Raw genomic sequence first — 18,522 nt, 5'->3', positions numbered from 1 at the left:
GGCGGTGCAGCTGGTTCGGTCACCAATGCCGCGAGCGCCGGTGGCGCCAACATCTCCGCCTCCGCCTCCTTCTCCATGGGCGGCTCCGGTGGTGGCGGCGGACAAGGTAGTTCGATCAATTTTGCCGTTCCTTCCAGGTTCGTTGTCAGCACCGGCAACAGCACCCTTGGCACTGGTGATGGCGCCACTGGCATCCTCCTCCAGTCCATTGGTGGCGGTGGCGGTCAGGGTGGTTCCATCACCGGCAGCAATGCCACCACCAACACCTCCAACACCAACTTCTCCTTCGGTGGTCAGGTCTCCCTCGCCGGTGAGGGCGGTGCTGGCGGCAGCGGTGGATCCGTTCAGCTCGGCAGCTCCTCACTCCTCGCTGATCTCGGTGTTCAAACTGTCGGCGATAACGCCATCGGTCTCTTCCTCCAATCCGTCGGTGGCGGTGGTGGTGTCGGTGGCTCCGTTAACTCCGCCGCTGCAGCCGGTGGCAACCTTTCCGCCTCCTTCGCCATGGGCGGCGCTGGCGGTAGCGGCGGTAGTGCCAACACCGTCAATCTTTTCGCCGACGGCACCTTCCTCACCGCTGGCAAGAGTTCTTACGGCATTCTTCTCCAGTCCGTTGGTGGCGGTGGTGGACAGGGTGGCTCGGTTACCTCGAACGCCTCAGCATCCGCAGATTCTGCTAACTCCGTCTTCTCCTTCGGCGCCAGCGCTGGTGTTTCCGGAACTGGTGGTGGTGGTGGCTCCGGTGGAGCCGTTGGTGGCTCAATCGCTGGCACCATCCAGACCCTCGGCGACGGCTCCATCGGACTCTTTGCCCAATCCGTTGGTGGCGGCGGCGGTGCAGCTGGTTCGGTCACCAATGCCGCGAGCGCCGGTGGCGCCAACATTTCCGCCTCCGCCTCCTTCGCCATGGGCGCCTCCGGTGGCGTCGGCGGACAAGGCGGCTCAATCAACTTCGCCGTTCCGTCCAGGCTCGTCGTCAACACCGGCAACAGCACGCTCGGCACCGGTGATGGCGCCACTGGCATCCTCCTCCAGTCCATCGGTGGCGGTGGCGGACAAGGTGGCTCGATCACCGGTAGCAATGCCACCACCAACGCCTCCAACACCAACTTCTCCTTTGGTGGCGGAGTTTCCCTCGCCGGAAAAGGTGCCAGCGGAGGTGTTGGAGGATCTGTTCAATTCGGCAGCAGCGGCCAACTCGCGGATCTTGGGATCCAATCCATCGGCGATAACGCCACAGGTCTCTTCCTCCAATCCGTCGGCGGTGGTGGTGGTGTTGGTGGTTCCGTTAACTCCGCCTCTGCAGCTGCTGGCAACCTTTCAGCCTCCTTCTCCATGGGCGGCGCTGGCGGTAGCGGCGGTAGTGCCAACACCGTCAATCTTTTCGCCGACGGCACCTTCCTCACCGCTGGCAAGAGTTCTTACGGCATTCTTCTCCAGTCCGTTGGTGGCGGTGGTGGACAGGGTGGCTCGGTTACCTCGAACGCCTCAGCATCCGCAGATTCTGCTAACTCCGTCTTCTCCTTCGGCGCCAGCGGTGCGATTGGCGCGAATGGCGGCGGAGGGGCTTGGGGGCAAACCGTCAATGCCTCCCTGTCTGGGTTCATCCTTACCCAAGGAGACAGCTCCATCGGTCTGTTCGCCCAATCGATCGGTGGTGGTGGTGGCGCCGGTGGTTCCGTTACCAACGACGCCACCGGATCTGGCAATGCGTCCATCACAGCGTCGGCGAGTTTCGCGATGGGTGGCGCCGGTGGCAGCGGTGGCTCTGGCGGCAGGGTCAACTTATTCACCCCTGAGGCCCTCTCCATTGCCACTGGTAACAGCGCTTCCGGAAGTGGTGATGGTGCCCATGGCATCCTGCTGCAGTCTGTAGGCGGTGGTGGTGGCACGGCGGGATCCGTGATTGGCAGCAACGTCAGCACCACTGCCTCCAACACCAACTTCTCCTTTGGGGCCAGCGGCGCTCTCACCACCGGCGGTGGCAACGGCGGTATGGGCAGCGATGTTCAGCTGGGCAGCGGCAGCCAGATCGCAGATCTCACAGTTCAAACAGCAGGAGACAACGCCATTGGCGTTGTTCTGCAATCAATCGGTGGTGGCGGTGGTGCTGGCGGCTCCGTCAACTCGGCGGCATCCGCTGGTGGCAACCTCTCCGCCTCCTTCGCCATGGGCGGGGCCGGTGGCAGCGGCGGCCAAGCGAGCAATGTGAGCCTTTACGCCGACGGCACCGTGGTGACTGGCGGCAACGTCTCCCATGGCCTGCTGCTGCAATCGATCGGCGGCGGTGGTGGCCAGGGTGGTTCGATCACCTCCAATGCAGCGGCCTCCGCCGATTCCGCCAACTCCACCTTCGCCTTCGGCGCCGCAAGCGGCGTGGGGGGTTCCGGCGGCAGCGGCGGCCAGGCCAGCCAGGTGCTGGCCCAGCTCAGCGGCGAGGTGAGCACCAGCGGCGACCAGGCCATGGGAGTTCTGCTGCAATCGATCGGTGGTGGTGGTGGTTCTGGTGGCACTGTCACGAGTGCCGCCTCCGGATCAGGCAATGCCAGCTATTCCGCCGGTGCTGGTTTCTCCATGGGGGGTTCCGGTGGCTCCGGCGCGAGTGGCAACCGTGTGACGCTTCAAAACGGAGCCTCCGAGACGCTCACGGTCATCACAAGCGGCTCTGGTAGCAACGGAATCCTCCTCCAGTCCATTGGTGGTGGTGGTGGTCAGGGCGGCTCCGTCACCGAAGCGGCATCCAACAGCACCACATCAGCCCAACTCGGCGGCCTGGCCTCCTCGGTTTCCGGTTCTGGCGGCGGTGGTAGTCAAGGCGGTGTGGTGACCCTAAACATGGGCAATCTGCGCATCGGCACCTCCGGCGACAACTCCCGGGGGCTGTTTGCCCAATCCGTGGGCGGCGGCGGCGGTAGCGCCGGCAGCAGCACCAACAATGTGCAGGGCGGCGATGTGGGCCTCAGCGTCGCCATCGGCGGCAGCGGCGGCTCCGGTGGAGACGGCAACAGTGTCAACATCACCACCCGCGACGGACTGATCACGACCAGCGGGAGCTCAGCCTCGGCCATGTTCATCCAGTCGGTGGGTGGCGGCGGCGGCGATGCCACAAGCTTCGTGGATGGCACCGCCAGCTCCACCCTCAGCCTCAACGGCACCATCGGTGGATCCGGTGGATCCGGTGGATCTGGCGGAACCGTCACCGTGTCCAACGCCGCCAGGCTGCGAACCACCGGCGCCAATTCCATCGGTCTCTATGTGCAGTCGATTGGTGGTGGCGGTGGTACCACCAGCCTGGCCGCACCTGGTGATGAGAGCGAGAACAGCTTCAGCGGCTCCCTCCAGGTAGGCGGCAGCGGTGGCAGTGGTGGCAACGGCAGCAACGCCAACGTCACCAATTCCGGGGTGATCGTCACCACCGGCAGCCAGTCGCACGGTCTGCTCAGCCAGAGCATCGGTGGCGGTGGTGGTCGGGTGAGCATCAATTCGGCGATCGCCTCGGAAGGAACCACGGCGTCGCTCAGCTTCGGCGGCAGCGGTGGCGACGGTGGCAACGCCGGAAACGTGACCGTCAATAACAGTGGGGCCATCACCGTGACCGGTGAAGCGGCCTACGGGCTCTACGCCCAGTCGGTGGGCGGCGGTGGTGGCTCCCTCTCAAGCACGGCTCCCCTGAGTGTGTCCCTCGGTGGCAGTGGCGGCGGCGGTGGCAACAGCGGTGATATCACCATCACCAACGACGGCACGGTCATCACCACCGGCAGCGCCGGCATCGGCCTCATGGCTCTGGCCATCGGTGGGGGCGGTGGCGATGTGGGCAGCACCCGCGACGCCCTGAGCCTTGGGGCCAGCGGTGGCAACGGTGGCAATGCCGGCAATATCACCATCACCAACAACGGTTCAATCGAGACCTACGGCGAAGGCTCCTATGGCGTGGTGGCCAAGAGCATCGGCGGCGGCGGCGGCCGGGCGACCGCCAGTGTCAATGAAGGCACCATCTCCCTCGGTGGCAGCGGTGGAGCTGGCGGCGATTCCGGCAACGTGGTGCTCACCAACACCGGCAACATCGCTACCTACGGTCCATCGTCGATTCCGGTGTATCTCCACAGCATCGGCGGTGGTGGTGGCGACGCCCAGAGTGGTTTCGGCGACGCCGTGCTCGGCAGCAACGGTGCCGATGGCCAATCCGGAACGACCCGCCTGATCAACACCGGCACCCTGGTGTCGAATGACCAGTTCTCCCCAGCCATCCTGTATCAGGCAATCGGTGGTGGTGGCGGCAGCCTCGACAGTGCCAACGGCACGGTTGCGCTCGGCTCCCGCAACGCTGAGGGTGTGCAGAGCGGCCAGGCCATGAGCCTGGTGAACCGGGGCACCCTCGTGACCCTGGCCGATTACTCCCCCACGATCTTCACCCAAAGCATCGGCGGCGGTGGTGGCCGCGTCGCTCAGACCCGAGGCGGTGCCGTCAGCCTCGGCAGTGTGTCGGGCAGCAACAGCGCCGACCTTTCTGGTGCAGACATCAACATCCAGTCGAACGGGGACCAACTGATCACCCGCGGGGAGTTCAGCCCGGCGATCTCAGCCCAGAGCATCGGTGGCGGCGGTGGCTGGGTGGGCCCTGTGGAGGGTGATCTTCTGCTCGGTGCGATCAACAGCACCAGCACCATGAATGGTGGCGCGATCTCGCTCACCAACAACGCCGAGACCATTACCACGGGCAACACTTCGGCAGGCATCACCCTGCAGTCGCTGGGTGGCGGTGGCGGGTACACCGGCGCCGTGAACGGCAACGCCCAGATGGGCAGTCTGAGCAGCGGTGGAGCACAGAACGCTGATGCCGTCACTCTCACGAACACGGCCTCGATCCTGAGCACCGGCAACTTCAGCCCTCTGATCAATGTGCAAAGCATCGGCGGCGGCGGCGGCCGGGCCGGATCGATCAGCGGCACTCTCAACCTGGGCGCGATCAACCTCGGTGGCACTGCCAATGCCGGTGATGTGTCGGTGACCCTCAGCGGCGCAGAACTCACCAGCACCGGGACCGCCTCCCCGGCGCTGCTGGCCCAATCGATCGGCGGCGGCGGCGGCAGCACCGCCCAGGCGAAGGGCAATGTGACGATGGGCGCCAGCGGCAGCGGCAGTGCCAACGCCGGCAACGTGGTGGTGACCAACCGCAGCCAGATCAGCACCGAAGGGGCTGATTCCATGGGTCTGATGGCCCAGTCCATCGGTGGCGGTGGCGGACTCGCAGGCCAGACCTACGGTGACGCCCTGATCCTGGGCGGTTCGATGAGCGGCTCCAGTCAGGGCGGCGCCGTGACGGTCACCAACAGGGCCGGCATCACCACGCAAGGTGTCAATTCCGCCGGCCTCGTGGCCCAGAGCATCGGTGGCGGTGGTGGTGCCGCCGCCAAGGTCACGGGCACTCTGAGCCGTCTTGGTGCCAGCGGCAGCGCTCTTGCCAATGCCGATTCCGTGACGGTGCGCAACAGCGGCGTACTCCAGACCAGCGGCAACGGCTCACCGGCCCTGCTGCTGCAGTCGATCGCCGGTGGCGGCGGTGTGATCGCTGAAACGAATGCCCTCGCCAGCTATGACGTGACGCTGGCGGGCAGCGACCTTGGCCAGGCGATCGCCGGCGATATAAGCCTCAACAACACGGGCAACGCCATCGTCACCGCCGGTACCTACAGCCCCGGCCTGATCGCCCAGAGCATTGGCGGTGGTGGCGGCTGGTCGCTGCTGCGCAGCAGCCCCGATGCCCAGCTTGGCAGCCAGGGCGGAGCCAGCCTGGGCGCCGGCAACGTATCGGTGATTAATAACAGCACGATCATCACCACGGCGGAGTACTCCACGGGTGCCGTGATCCAGAGCATCGGGGGTGGCGGTGGCGTCACCGGCAACGCCCTGGGCAACGTCACCCTGGGTGCCAGCAGCATGAGCGGGGCCCTCTCCGCCGGTGCGGTGAGCCTGCGCCAAAGCGGCGACATCGGCACCAGCGGTCTGAACTCTGCGGCCCTTGTGGTGCAGACCATCGGCGGTGGCGGCGGCCTGGGCGGTCAGGTGCTGGGCAATGCGGTGCTCGGTATGAGCAGCACCAGCTCCGGCGTGGCCACAGCCGGTGATCTGAATGTGGTGACCGAAGCCGATCTGCTCGTCACCCGAGGCGACAGCTCCCCGGTGATGGTGATCCAGAGCATCGGCGGCGGTGGCGGCTGGGTCGGCAACGTGGGCGGCAATGCCCGACTCGGTGCCGACATGGGTGGGGTCATCAGCTCCGGGGCGATCACCCTTACCAATACGGTGCCAACGATCGTCACCCAGGGCGAGAACAGCACGGGGCTTCTGGTGCAGAGCATCGCCGGCGGTGGTGGCTTCACCGGGATCACGGCTGGAGACGACCTGACTCTCGGTGGCACTCTGCGCACCAACAGCGTCAGTTCGGCCAGCGACGTGGCCGTGACCAGCCGGTCCTTCATCGCCACCCAGGGCCTGAATGCGGCGGCCTTCGTGGTGCAAAGCATCGGCGGTGGCGGTGGTGCCTCCGCCACCGACACCGGCAACCAGGTGATTCTCGGCGCTGATGCCTCCGGGGCCAGCAACACCCGCGCCCAGGGTGGCGCCATCACACTCACCAACAGCGGTGATCTGCTCACGGCCTCCAACGGTTCCGCCGCGCTGATCGCCCAGAGCATCGGTGGTGGTGGTGGCTATATCTCACAAACCGCCGGCACCGATGACTACACAGTGCGCGTCGGCAGCCTCGGCTCGGTCAATGCCAATGCCGGCGACGTCACGATCAACAACATCGCGTCACGCCTGGAGACCCTGCAGGATTTCTCCCCCGTATTCACGGTGCAATCGATCGGCGGCGGTGGCGGCTATGCCCTGGTGAGTACCCAGAACCTGGCCAACACCCGCATCGGCGCCCGCAACAACAGCGACTCCGCCAATGGCGGCGCCATCGAAGTGACCAACACGGCCGATCTTGTGTCATCGGGTGAGGCTTCGGCCGCACTCACCGTGCAGAGCATCGGTGGTGGCGGTGGGGTGATCAGCTCTGCTTCCGGCGGTCTGCTGCTGGGTGGGTTCAACCTCACCGGCAATGCCAGCGGTGGTTCCGTGTCGGTCAGCAACAGCGGTTCCGTGCTCACACTTGGCGATGTGTCGAGCGCGATGCTTGTGCAGAGCATCGGTGGTGGCGGCGGCAGCGTCGCCGGCAGCGAGAGCGGCGATGTGCGCCTGGGCGGCACCCTCGGCAACAGTGAAGGATCGCTCAGCTCTGGCGACGTCAGCGTGAACAACCGGGGGCCTGCGATTGAAACGCGTGGCGATGGTGCCTTCGCCCTGATCGCCCAGACCATCGGCGGCGGGGGTGGCTATCTGGGGAGCTCCGCCAGCACCACCCAACTCGGTGGCGAGGACCTCAGCAACACCCAGGCCGGCAACCTGTCGGTAACCAACAACAGCACAATCAGCACCAGCGGTAATGCGGCCACGGTGCTGCTGGCCCAGAGCATCGGTGGTGGTGGTGGTGTGGTGAGTCTCACCGATGGCAACACGCTCACCCTGGGGGGTAGACGCCTGGAGAATGCCATTGCTGGTGATGTGAGCGTCAACAACAGCGGTGATCTCAGCTCCTCAGGCATCACGGCACCCCTGCTGACGGTGCAGAGCATCGGCGGTGGTGGTGGTTTCACCACCACTTACTCCAACGCGCTGATGCTGGAGCCGATCACCCTCGGTGATCTCAACTCCCGCAACACCGCTGCTGGCGATCTCACGATCACCAACAGCGGCAACCTGATCAGCACAGGCACGTCCTCCACCGGCCTGATCGCCCAGAGCGTTGGCGGTGGTGGCGGCAACATCCGCCGGCTCGGACAAAAGCAACTCGCCAACAACCTCCTGCTTGGTGCCGAAGGCCTGGTGAACGGCGCCGGTGGTTCCCTCAGCCTGCGCAACACCGGCGCCCTAATCCAGACTGAAGGGGATTTCGCCCGCGCCATGCTCGTGCAGAGCATCGGCGGCGGCGGCGGCTGGGTTGCCGGCAATGTGAGCAGCAACACCAACAGCCAGCTGGGTGCCAAGGGGTCTTCGGGAACGCTCTCGGCCGGCGATCTCACCATCACTAACAGCGCCGACATCATCACCACAGGCCTGAGTGCCGGTGCCATCACGGCCCAGTCGATCGGTGGTGGTGGCGGCGTGATCGGCAGCCGCGCCGGCTCGATCAGCATGGGCATGGTGGACAGCACAGGTGTCGCCAGTGGGGGCACACTTGACCTCACCAACAGGGGATCGATCAGCACCTCCGGTAACGGCGCCGCCGGGCTCATCGCCCAAAGCATCGGTGGTGGTGGTGGTCTCGCCAACCAGATCTACGGGGATCTGAGCCTGGGGCTTGACGGTTCCGGCGGCAGCGTGACAGCCAATGGCGGCGATGTGAGCGTCACCAACCGTGGTGCCGCGATTGTGACCCGCGGCGAAGGATCCCCTGCCCTGGTGAGTCAGAGCATCGGTGGCGGTGGCGGCTATCTCGGCTCCCAGCAAACCAAGAACCTCGGCGGACGTCTGGGCAGCGGTGCATACAACCGGAACCGACTCACCGAAGTTCCCATTTCCCAGCTCGGCAGCGATTACACGCTCAATTCCGGGGCGGTTGAGCTCACCAACCGGGCTGAAATCCTCACCATCGGCAGCACTTCCACGGGCTTGATCGCCCAGAGCGTTGCCGGAGGTGGTGGAGTCACCGGCCTGATCCTCGACGGCATCCTTACCAACGGCATGAATGGCCCGGGCCGGGCCAGCGCCGGCAACGTGAGCGTCGACAACAGCGGTCTGGTGATCACTAACGGCATCGGCTCCAGCGCCCTGATCGCCCAGAGCATCGGTGGTGGCGGTGGATTCTCAAGCGCCGACAGCAACGAAGAGCTGTTCCTTGGAGCGCTGTATGCCCAACTGGCGGAAGCGGGCGATGTAGTGGTGAGCAACAGCGGCAACCTGCAGACCAGCGGCGAGGGCTCGATCGGCCTGCTGGCCCAGAGCATCGGCGGTGGCGGCGGTGCCAATGCCTATGTCAATCCCGACATCAGCCTTGGGAAGAGCGACCGTTTGTTCCTTTCCTCGTATCTCAGCAATGAAGGGAATGCCGGTGATCTCACCATCACCAACACCTCGGCCCTGATCCGCACCAACGCCAACAGTTCACCCGGCATGCTCATTCAGAGCGTGGCTGGTGGCGGTGGCTGGTCGGCCCTCACCGGGGAAACCACTGCGAACGCCAGGCTCGGGAGTCGCGGCGGCACCAATGCCCAGGCCGGCGACCTCAATGTCTCCAACAGTGCCGATGTGGTCACCGCGGGATCTGATTCCCATGCCATCCGGCTGCAGAGTGTCGGCGGTGGTGGCGGTGCGATCAGCGCTTACACGAACGAGATGCGCATGGGCAGCCAGGATGCCGCCGGCAACCTCTCCGGTGGGTCGATCAGCCTGCGTAACAGCGGTTCGGTGGGCACCAGCGGCGACACCTCGGTGGGCGTCAATGTGCTGTCGCTGGGCGGCGGCGGCGGCACCGTCTTTGGGGGTGCGTCCCAAAAGGTGCAGATGGGCACGGTCACCGCGTCAGCCGTGGTGGCGGACGCCGGATCGATCGACGTCCAGCAGAACGGGGCCCTCATCCGCACCGAGGGCGATGGCGCCAGCGGTCTGGCGATGATGAGCACAGGTGGCGGTGGCGGCTTCATCGCTGAAGTGCGCGGTGACCTCAACGTTGGCTCCCGGATCAGCAGCGGCAGTGCGCAAGGTGGGGCGATCAGTGCCGTCAACAGCTCCCGCATCAGCACCGCCGGTGACTACTCCCCCGGCCTGATCCTGCAGAGCGCCGGAGGCGGTGGCGCCATCACCGGCGCCGTGGGAGACACAGACCAGCTGATGAATGTGGGCAGCAGCGGCCAGGCCATCACCAACAGTGGAGCGATCAGTCTCAACAGCACGGCCGACATCACCACGGAGGGCATCGCCTCCCCCGCCCTGCTCGGTCAGAGCATCGCCGGGGCTGGTGCCTACATCCCCCTGAGCGACAACCCAGACTTCATCAAGCTCGGCAGCAATGGATCCGGCGCCGCACAAGCGGGTGATCTGACGATCAACACCAGCGGCATCCTCCAGACCGAAGGAATCGGCTCCCAGGCCCTGATCCTGCAGAGCATCGGTGGTGGTGGTGGCTTCGTTGGGGATGTCAATCTCGATGCCACCGATGCCGGCGCAATCTTGATGGGCCGCCAAGGGAGCGTGAGCGCTGCTCTGGCGGATATCGCCTCCACCTGGCAACAGGCCTGGCTCAATCTCGAAGCGAGCATCAGCACCAACGACAACGATGAGCTCTCCTTCCTCGACGACATCGATTCCGGATTGACCGCCCTGATCACCGGTCCCGGTGGTGGTGGTGACGGCGGTGCGATCAATCTCAACGCCAGTGGCAGTCAGTTCAGCACCCAGGCCGCCAACTCCTCGGTGGTGCTCACGCAAAGCATCGGCGGCGGCGGCGGCTGGGTGCTGATCGATCAGAGATCCACCTATTCCCTGCTCGGGTCAATGAAGAGCGATGGTGGCGATGGCGGCACCATCAATCTGACCATTGACGCCGACCTGATCAGCCAGGGCAACAACTCGCCAGTACTGGTGAGTCAGAGCATCGGCGGTGGCGGCGGTTACGCCGGCTCCTCCCGCTACATCACCCGACTGGGTGCGTCACAAAGCAGCGGCAGCATGACCGGCGGTGCGATCGAAGCCGACTACAGCGGCGGGATCAGCAGCAGCGGCAACTACGGCATCGGCCTGGTGCTGCAGAGCGTGGGCGGCGGCGGCGGCATGGCCGACAACGTGGACGGCGCCGCCCTGCTCGGTGCGACCGACATCACCAGCAGCGGCAGCTCCCTTGATGGCGGCGCCATCACCGGGCGCAGCAGCGGATCGATCAGCACCCAGGGCAACAACGCTCCGGGCCTGCTGGCCCAGAGCATCGGTGGTGGCGGCGGCCGCATCGGCAATGTCAATGGAGAGCTGCAGTTGGGCAGCGACGCCAGCAGCGTGACCCAGAGCGGTGGTGCTGTGACCATCACCAGCAGCTCCAGCATCACCACCCTGGGTGAAAACAGCACTGGCCTGGTAAGCCAGAGCGTCGGCGGTGGCGGCGGCATTGCCGGCATCAACACCTCGCTGTATTCCAGCTGGCTGGGTGCCGAGACCCCCCTGCTGAGCGGCGGCGGAGCCGTCAGCCTCACCAGCGGCGGTGCGATCCGCACCGCTGGCAACAACGCCGCCGGTCTGGTGGCCCAGTCAGTGGGCGGCGGCGGCGGTCTAGCCGCCCTGCTCAGCGAGGGTGTAGCCGGTCAGAGCCTCATCCTCGGCAGCCGCTCAGCCAGCGGTGCCAACAGTGGCGCTGTGACCGTTACCAACAACGCCAATATCGTCACCTCCGGCGTGGCCTCCCCGGCCGTGCTGCTGCAGAGCCTCGCCGGCGGTGGTGGTGCCGTGCAGGGATTGCAATCGGCCAACAGCGGCCTGATCCAGCTGGGCAGCAGCAACAGCAGCAATGCCAACGCTGGCGCCATCAACTTCACCTCCAATGGCGGCAGCACGATCGCCACTAGCGGGCTCCGGTCTGCCGCCGCCGTTCTGCAATCGATCGGTGGTGGTGGTGGTTGGTCGCTGGTGAATAGCCTCACCGCGGCGACCCTCGGCGCCAACGCTCTCAACTCTGGCACCGGCGGCGCCGTGAGCGTGATCCTGAGGGGCCAGCTGCAGACCACCGACAACATTAGCCCTGGCCTGGTGGTGCAATCGATTGGCGCCGGTGGTGGTTTCGCCGGTGATCTCGCTACCGACGCCACGCTCGGCAGCTCCGGCAGCAGCGGAAACCTGGGCATCGCTGGCAGCAGCGGCCTGCTCTATCCCGTGGCCTGTCGCTTTGGTAGCTGCTCTAAGCAACCGGTTGAGCAAGCCATCCTGGTTGACATCCAGGGCGATCTGATCACCACCGGCTCCACCTCTCCGGTGATGCTGGTGCAAGCCATCGGTGGTGGTGGTGGTCGCCTCGGCAAGGTGGGCGGCAATGCGAGCCTCGGCATGACCAACGGCATCGGCAACGCCGACGGCGGCGCCATCCGCGTGATCAGCAATGCCGGCGCCTCCATGACCTCCACGGGCGACGACTCCGCCGCACTTGTGGTGCAATCGATCGGCGGCGGTGGCGGCAGCGTCAACAGCGTCGCCGGTGATCTCACCCTGGGTGGCAACGGCATCGGCTCACTGCAGGCCGGCGCGATCTCCCTCAACGGACCCTTCACCGCAATCACCCAGGGCGCCGAAAGTCCTGGCGTGGTGCTCCAGTCGATCGGCGGCGGTGGCGGTTATGCCGCCGATGTGGCCGGCGATCAGCTCAATCTCGGCACCATCAGCGTCGCCGACACCTCCGCTGGTGATGTTCAGGCGATCAGTCGCGACTGGCAGATCAGCACCGAAGGCCGCAACAGCCCCGGCCTCACCCTGCAATCGATCGGTGGTGGCGGTGGTGTGGCCTTCACCTCCAGCGGTTCGGTGAGCCTGGGCGGTGATGTGATCGGCAACACCACAGCCGGCAACGTCAGCCTCACCTCCAAATTCAATTCCCGCATCCAGACCACCGGTCTCTCGTCACCCGCCGTGATCGCCCAGTCGGTCGGTGGTGGTGGTGGTTACGTCGGCGGCGACGGCAGCGGCAGCGCGGCCGTGGTGGAACTCGGCGGTGCCGGCCAACAGGTCGGCGGCAGCGGCGCCGTTGACCTCTTCTTCAGCGGCGGCAGCAACTTGGTCACCGCCGGTGTTCAGTCGCAGGGTGTGATCGCCCAGAGCATCGGTGGTGGCGGTGGTTTCACCTCCCAGAACGGCGCCAGCATGCGCCTGGGGATGGATGGCGGCATCGCCAACGCAGACAACGTCAGCGTTGAGAACCGGGGCCGTATCACCACCCTCGGCAACAATTCCGAAGGCGTGATTGCCCAGTCGGTGGGCGCTGGTGGCGGTATCGCCGGCTCCAGCAGCACTGAGCTGGTGATGGGTGCGATCGATGCCAGCGGCAACGCCGGCAATGTGACCGTCAACAATCAGGGCGGCACGATCAGCACCAGCGGCCTCTACAGCATCGGTGTGGTGGCCCAGTCGGTGGGTGGCGGCGGCGGGCGCGTCGGCTCCGCCAGCGGCTCCATGACCCTGGGGGCCAACGGCGGCAGCGGTGATGGCGGCAACGTCACCCTCAACAACGCCGGGGGCGTGATCGCCACCAGCGGCGCTTACGCGCCGTCCTACCTGATGCAATCCATCGGTGGTGGTGGTGGCCAGGTGGGCCTGGGCGACAGCGCCGGCAGCGGCACCGTTGTGCTCGGTGGTGGCAGCAACGGCACCGCCGGCTCCGGCGGCACGATCACCCTGATCAATGCCGGCGGCACCCTTCAGGCCACCGGCGCCTTCTCCCCCGGCGTGATCCATCAGTCGATCGGTGGCGGTGGCGGCTGGATCGGCAGCGTGCCCAACGGCAGCGTGCAGCTCGGCGGCCTCAGCACCGGCACAGTCACCAGCGCCGATCTTGAACTGATCCTTCCCTTTGAGGTGCTCACCGTGGGGGCCAACAGCCCCGGCGCGGTGCTGCAATCGATCGGTGGCGGTGGCGGTGTGGCCGCCGATGTGGGCGGCGACGCCAGCCTCGGCGGCACCCTGCGCGCTGGTGTCGACGGCAGTGGCGGCAGCCTCAGCTTCACCCAGCTGCAACGCAGCGTCACCACCCAAGGCAACGACAGCCCCGGCGTGGTGCTCCAGAGCATCGGTGGTGGTGGCGGCCTGATCGCCCAGGTGGACGGCAGCTTGAGCGTGGGCAGTAGCTCCGAGCTCCTCAGTGATGCCCGCGGTGGTGCGATCAGCGCCAGCAGCGCGGCGCCGGTGCGCACCAGCGGCATCAGCTCACCGGGCGTGACGATCCAGTCGATCGGCGGCGGCGGTGGCCTCACCGGCAGCGCCCCCACAGCGATCAGCATCGGCGGCAGCGGCTTCGGCGACAGCCGCGCTTCGGCGATCGATTTCACCAGCACCGGTGCGATCACCACCACGGGCAACAACTCCAGTGGCGTGATCCTGCAGTCGATCGGTGGTGGCGGCCTCTATGCCACCAGCAGCGGCGGCGATGCGATCAACCTGGGCGGCTCGGTGGTCGGCAGCAATAACGCCGACAGCATCAGCTTCAGCAGCAGCGCGCCGATCCTCACCGCCGGCAGCAACTCCGCGGCGGTGGTGGCCCAATCGATCGGTGGCGGTGGCGGTGCGATCTTCGGCCTCGAAGGTGCGGAAGCCACCAACCTCACCGCCGGCGGCGATGGCGCCACCCGCAACACCGGCGCCGCTGTGACGCTCACGATCAACGACAGCCTCGCCACTCTCGGCGCCCTCTCGCCGGCCCTGATCGCCCAGAGCATCGGTGGTGGCGGTGGCTACGCACCGATCAACAGCGGTAGTGCCACGGCCGGCGCCCGCACCAGCGCAGGCCTCGATGCCGGTGCGGTGAGCGTGAACCTCAGTGGCGATGTGAGCACCAGCGGCTTTGGCAGCGATGGCCTGCTGGTGCAAAGCGTCGGTGGTGGTGGCGGCCTGGTGGGTGGCACCAGCACCGCCCTCAACATGGGCACCAGTGGCGGCGGCTCCGGTGATGCCAGCGATGTGAGCATCAGCAGCACCGGCACGATCAGCACCAGCGGCGATCAAGCGATCGGCCTCTTCGGCCAGTCGGTGGGTGCCGGTGGCGGCCGCGCCGGCAGCGCCAGTGGTTCAGTGAGCCTCGGCGCCGATGGCGGCAGCGGCAACGCCGGCAGCGTCTCGCTCAACCTCGCCAGCGATGGCGGCAACGGCTCGATCGTGACCACTGGCAGTCAGTCGCCCGCCTTCGTGCTCCAGTCGGTGGGTGGCGGCGGCGGTCTGGTGTTCCCGAACAACACCATCAGCGGCGGTGCTCTGCTGCTCGGCGGCGGCAGCAATGGCACGGAAGGCAGCGGCGGCAGCCTCAGCTTCAGTGCCGGCGGCAGCAGCCGGATCGTCACCACAGGTGAAGGCTCCAGCGGCTTCAGCTTCCAGTCGATCGGTGGCGGTGGCGGTTACACCGGCAGCACCAGCGCCACTGCCCAGCTGGGTGGCCTCTATCGCGGCACCTCCTCCGGCGCCGATCTGAGCCTCGCCAACCAGGTGGCGGCGGCCACCACTGGGAACGATGCCAGCGCCCTGCTGCTGCAATCGATCGGTGGCGGCGGTGGACGCGTTGGCAGCGCGGGTAGCGATGCCAACCTCGGCGGCACCTCCGTGCCGTTGGGCACACCGATCGCCAGTGGCGGTGCTCTCAACCTCACGATCAACGCGCCGCTCTCCAGCAGTGGCGACGGCAGCACCACCGTGCTCGCCCAGAGCCTCGGCGGCGGTGGCGGCACGGCGGCCAACGTGGGCGGCGATGCCACTCTCGGTGGCCTCGGCCGCGGCGATCGCAGCGCCGGCGCGCTGACCCTCAGCCTCGAGCGCAGCATCAGCTCCGGCGGCGCCAACGCCCCCGCCCTTCTCGCCCAGACGATCGGCGGCGGCGGCGGCAGTGTGGGTGTGGTGAGCGGCAACTTCACGGCCGGTCGCAGCGGTGCCGACCTCAACGTGGGCAACAGCTCTGCAGCGGCCATCGACCTGAGCCTCAGCAGCAATGCCCGGGTGAGCAGCAGCGGCAACACCAGCCCCGCCCTCGTGCTCCAGAGCATCGGTGGTGGCGGTGGTTTCGCCTCGGCCACCAGCGGCTCGGTGCAGCTGGGTGCCGGCGGCACGGGCACCCTCGACTCCGATGCCGGTGCCGGTGCGATCACCTGGAGCAACAACGGTGGTGTGATCGGCACCAGTGGCAACCAGTCGCCCGCTGTGGTGCTGCAGAGCATCGGTGGAGGGGGTGGTTACACCACCGGCGGCAGCAGCGCCAACTTCGCGGCGGCCAACCACAGCGGCACCACCACAGCCAGCGGTGCCCTGAACGTGAGCAACAGCGGCACAATCGTGACCAGCGGCGACAACAGCTTCGGGGTGCTGCTGCAGACCATCGGCGGTGGTGGCGGCGTCAGCGGTTCCGATTCCGGTGCCGTGAGCCTCAACAACACCAATGCCGACTCCAGTTCGGCCGACATCAGCTTCACCAACACCGGCGCCATCAGCACCAGCGGCACCGGCGCCCACGCCGTGGTCGCCCAGACCATCGCCGGCGGTGGTGGCTTCGTGTTCGGCGGCGTCAGCAAAGACAACAGCGCCACCCTGCTCGGCAAGCCCACTGGCGGCTCCGGCGACATCACCATCGACAACAGCGGCAGCATCACCGCCTCCGGCACCAACGCAGTGGCCCTGCTGTTCCAGAACGCCACCGGTGGCGCCTACCTCTACCAGAACCCCGATGGTTCGGTGAGCGCGATCACCGAGGGCTTCACCGACGGCACCGCTCCTGCCGGTGAAGTGGTGGTGCGCAACAGCGGTGTGATCCAGGCCACAGGCCAGGGCGGCGTGGGCATCACCAAGAGCACCAGCGTCATCAGCGGCAACCTGCGCGTCGAGAACGCCGCAGGTGCCCTGATCCAGGGTGGTGACGGCGGCTCGGCGATCAACCTGCCCACCGACCGGGTGGAGCGCGTGATCAACTACGGCACGATCATCGGCGGCAGCGATGGCAGCAGCAACGCCATCACCGGCCCGGGCGGTCGTGACGAAATCAGCAACTTCGGCGAGATCTCCGGTGACATCATTCTTCCCGGCATCACCCGCGACATCTACAACGCGCCCAACGCCCGCCTCGAATCCCAGTTGGTGGATGCGAACGGCAACGTGACGCTGATTCAGCGCGGTGTGGTGAACCCCAACGGGGAATACCGGATCGGCAACCTGGTGGTGAACGCCAACTACGACACCACCGACACCTCGGTGTATGAGGCGGATCTGGTGCTCCGCTCCGGCGAAACCGACAACCTCACCACCAACTTCCGCGCTGATCTCGATGGCACCGTTGAGCTCCTCGCCAACCAGGTCGGTCAGGCCATGCCTGGCACCTTCATCTCAGAAGGCATCGTCGATGCCAAGCAAGGCATCACCATCGGCGATCTCAAACTGGTCGCTCCCAAATCAGCTGTTGCATCCTTCAATTTCGATCTGATCGACAACAACCAGGATCTGAGCTTCCGCTACACCGTGGATTACGCCCCGAGCGGACTCGATCCCAACAGCACAGCCGTCGGCCAAGCCGTCAACGACATCCAAGCCGCAGGCAGCACCACCAAGTTTGAATCCACCGCGGCGCTGATCTTTGCCCAAGAGACCAAGGGCGAACTCAATGCGCTGTATCGCCAGCTCTCCGGCGCCAACTCGGCGGCCATCCCCCAGGCCACGATCACCGCGGGCCTCGCCTTCCAGCAGGACGTGAGCAACGCCCTCAACGCGGCGGTGCTCAACCAGTTGCAGCGCTGCATCGCCGAGGTGCAGCAACTTCAGCCAGGCGAGACCTACACCGGCGATCCGGCCGATTGCGGCAAGTGGCGCAGCTGGGTGAATGCGGGCGGTTCCGACGCCAGCACCCCCGGCAGCGGCAATTCCGGCCAGGCCGGTTACAACACCACGGCCTTCAACACCACCGTGGGCGCCGACACCCTGATCGGCAGCAACACCCTGGTGGGCCTCGCCGGTCGCTTTGACAACCTCTGGACCACCACCGGCGAACCGAACACCTTCGGTGAAACGGAAGGCTGGAGCGGCATGGTGTATGCCAAGCAACGGCTCGGCTCGGCCACCTGGCTCTCGGGCGCCTTCGGGGTGGGCGGCTTCAACACCGACATCACCCGTCAGGTGAACATCCCTGGCTACCCCGCCACGGAACAAGGAAGCAGCAGCAGCACCGCCCTGGGCGGCACGTTGCAACTGAGCCAGGTGATCAACACCGGCAACCAGGGCAGCCTGATCCCGTCGCTGGGCATCAGCTGGCTGCAGCTGAACCAGAACAGCTACTCCGAGTCGACGTCGTCGAACAACCGCGCCTACCAACAGCCCGGCAACCCGCTAATCGCCTCCCCCGATCCGGGCAAGGCCAGCTACTCCCTGCGCTACGACAACGTGTCGTACAGCTCGGTTCCGCTCGAGCTCGGCGTGGAGTTCAAGCAGCCGTTCCAGACCAACGGCATGACTGTGATCCCTCGGGTGAGCGTGGGTTACGCCTGGGATCTGGGCAACACCAACCGCGACCTCACCGCCCAGTTCACCGCAGCTCCGGCCGCCTCCTTCACCGTGGCAGGCGTGGCCGCACCCTCCTCCTGGTGGAACCTGGGCCTGGGACTCGATGTGGTGGTGAACGACAAGCTCAGCCTGTACGTGAACGGTCTGGGCCAGCTCGCACCCGGCAGCACCGAATCGATCAACTACGGCGGTGGCTTCCGCTGGACGTTCTGA

At 66.4% G+C, this 18,522-nt stretch carries 1 protein-coding gene (cut by a window edge); it reads left to right on the top strand.

From position 1 onward, the window contains the following. A protein-coding gene (locus CWE17_RS07225; protein ID WP_131455749.1) for an autotransporter outer membrane beta-barrel domain-containing protein crosses the window boundary here: on the top strand, positions 1-18,522 show its 3' portion. Its footprint begins 9,666 nt before the window's first position; the window shows 18,522 of its 28,188 coding nt (coding positions 9,667-28,188); its start codon lies off the left edge, out of view; its stop codon occupies positions 18,520-18,522.

It is taken from the genome of Synechococcus sp. BS56D, assembly GCF_004332405.1.
Taxonomy (GTDB): Bacteria; Cyanobacteriota; Cyanobacteriia; order PCC-6307; family Cyanobiaceae; genus Synechococcus_C.
Note: the sequence above shows the minus strand (reverse complement) of the source record. Positions and strands in the feature narration are given on the sequence as shown.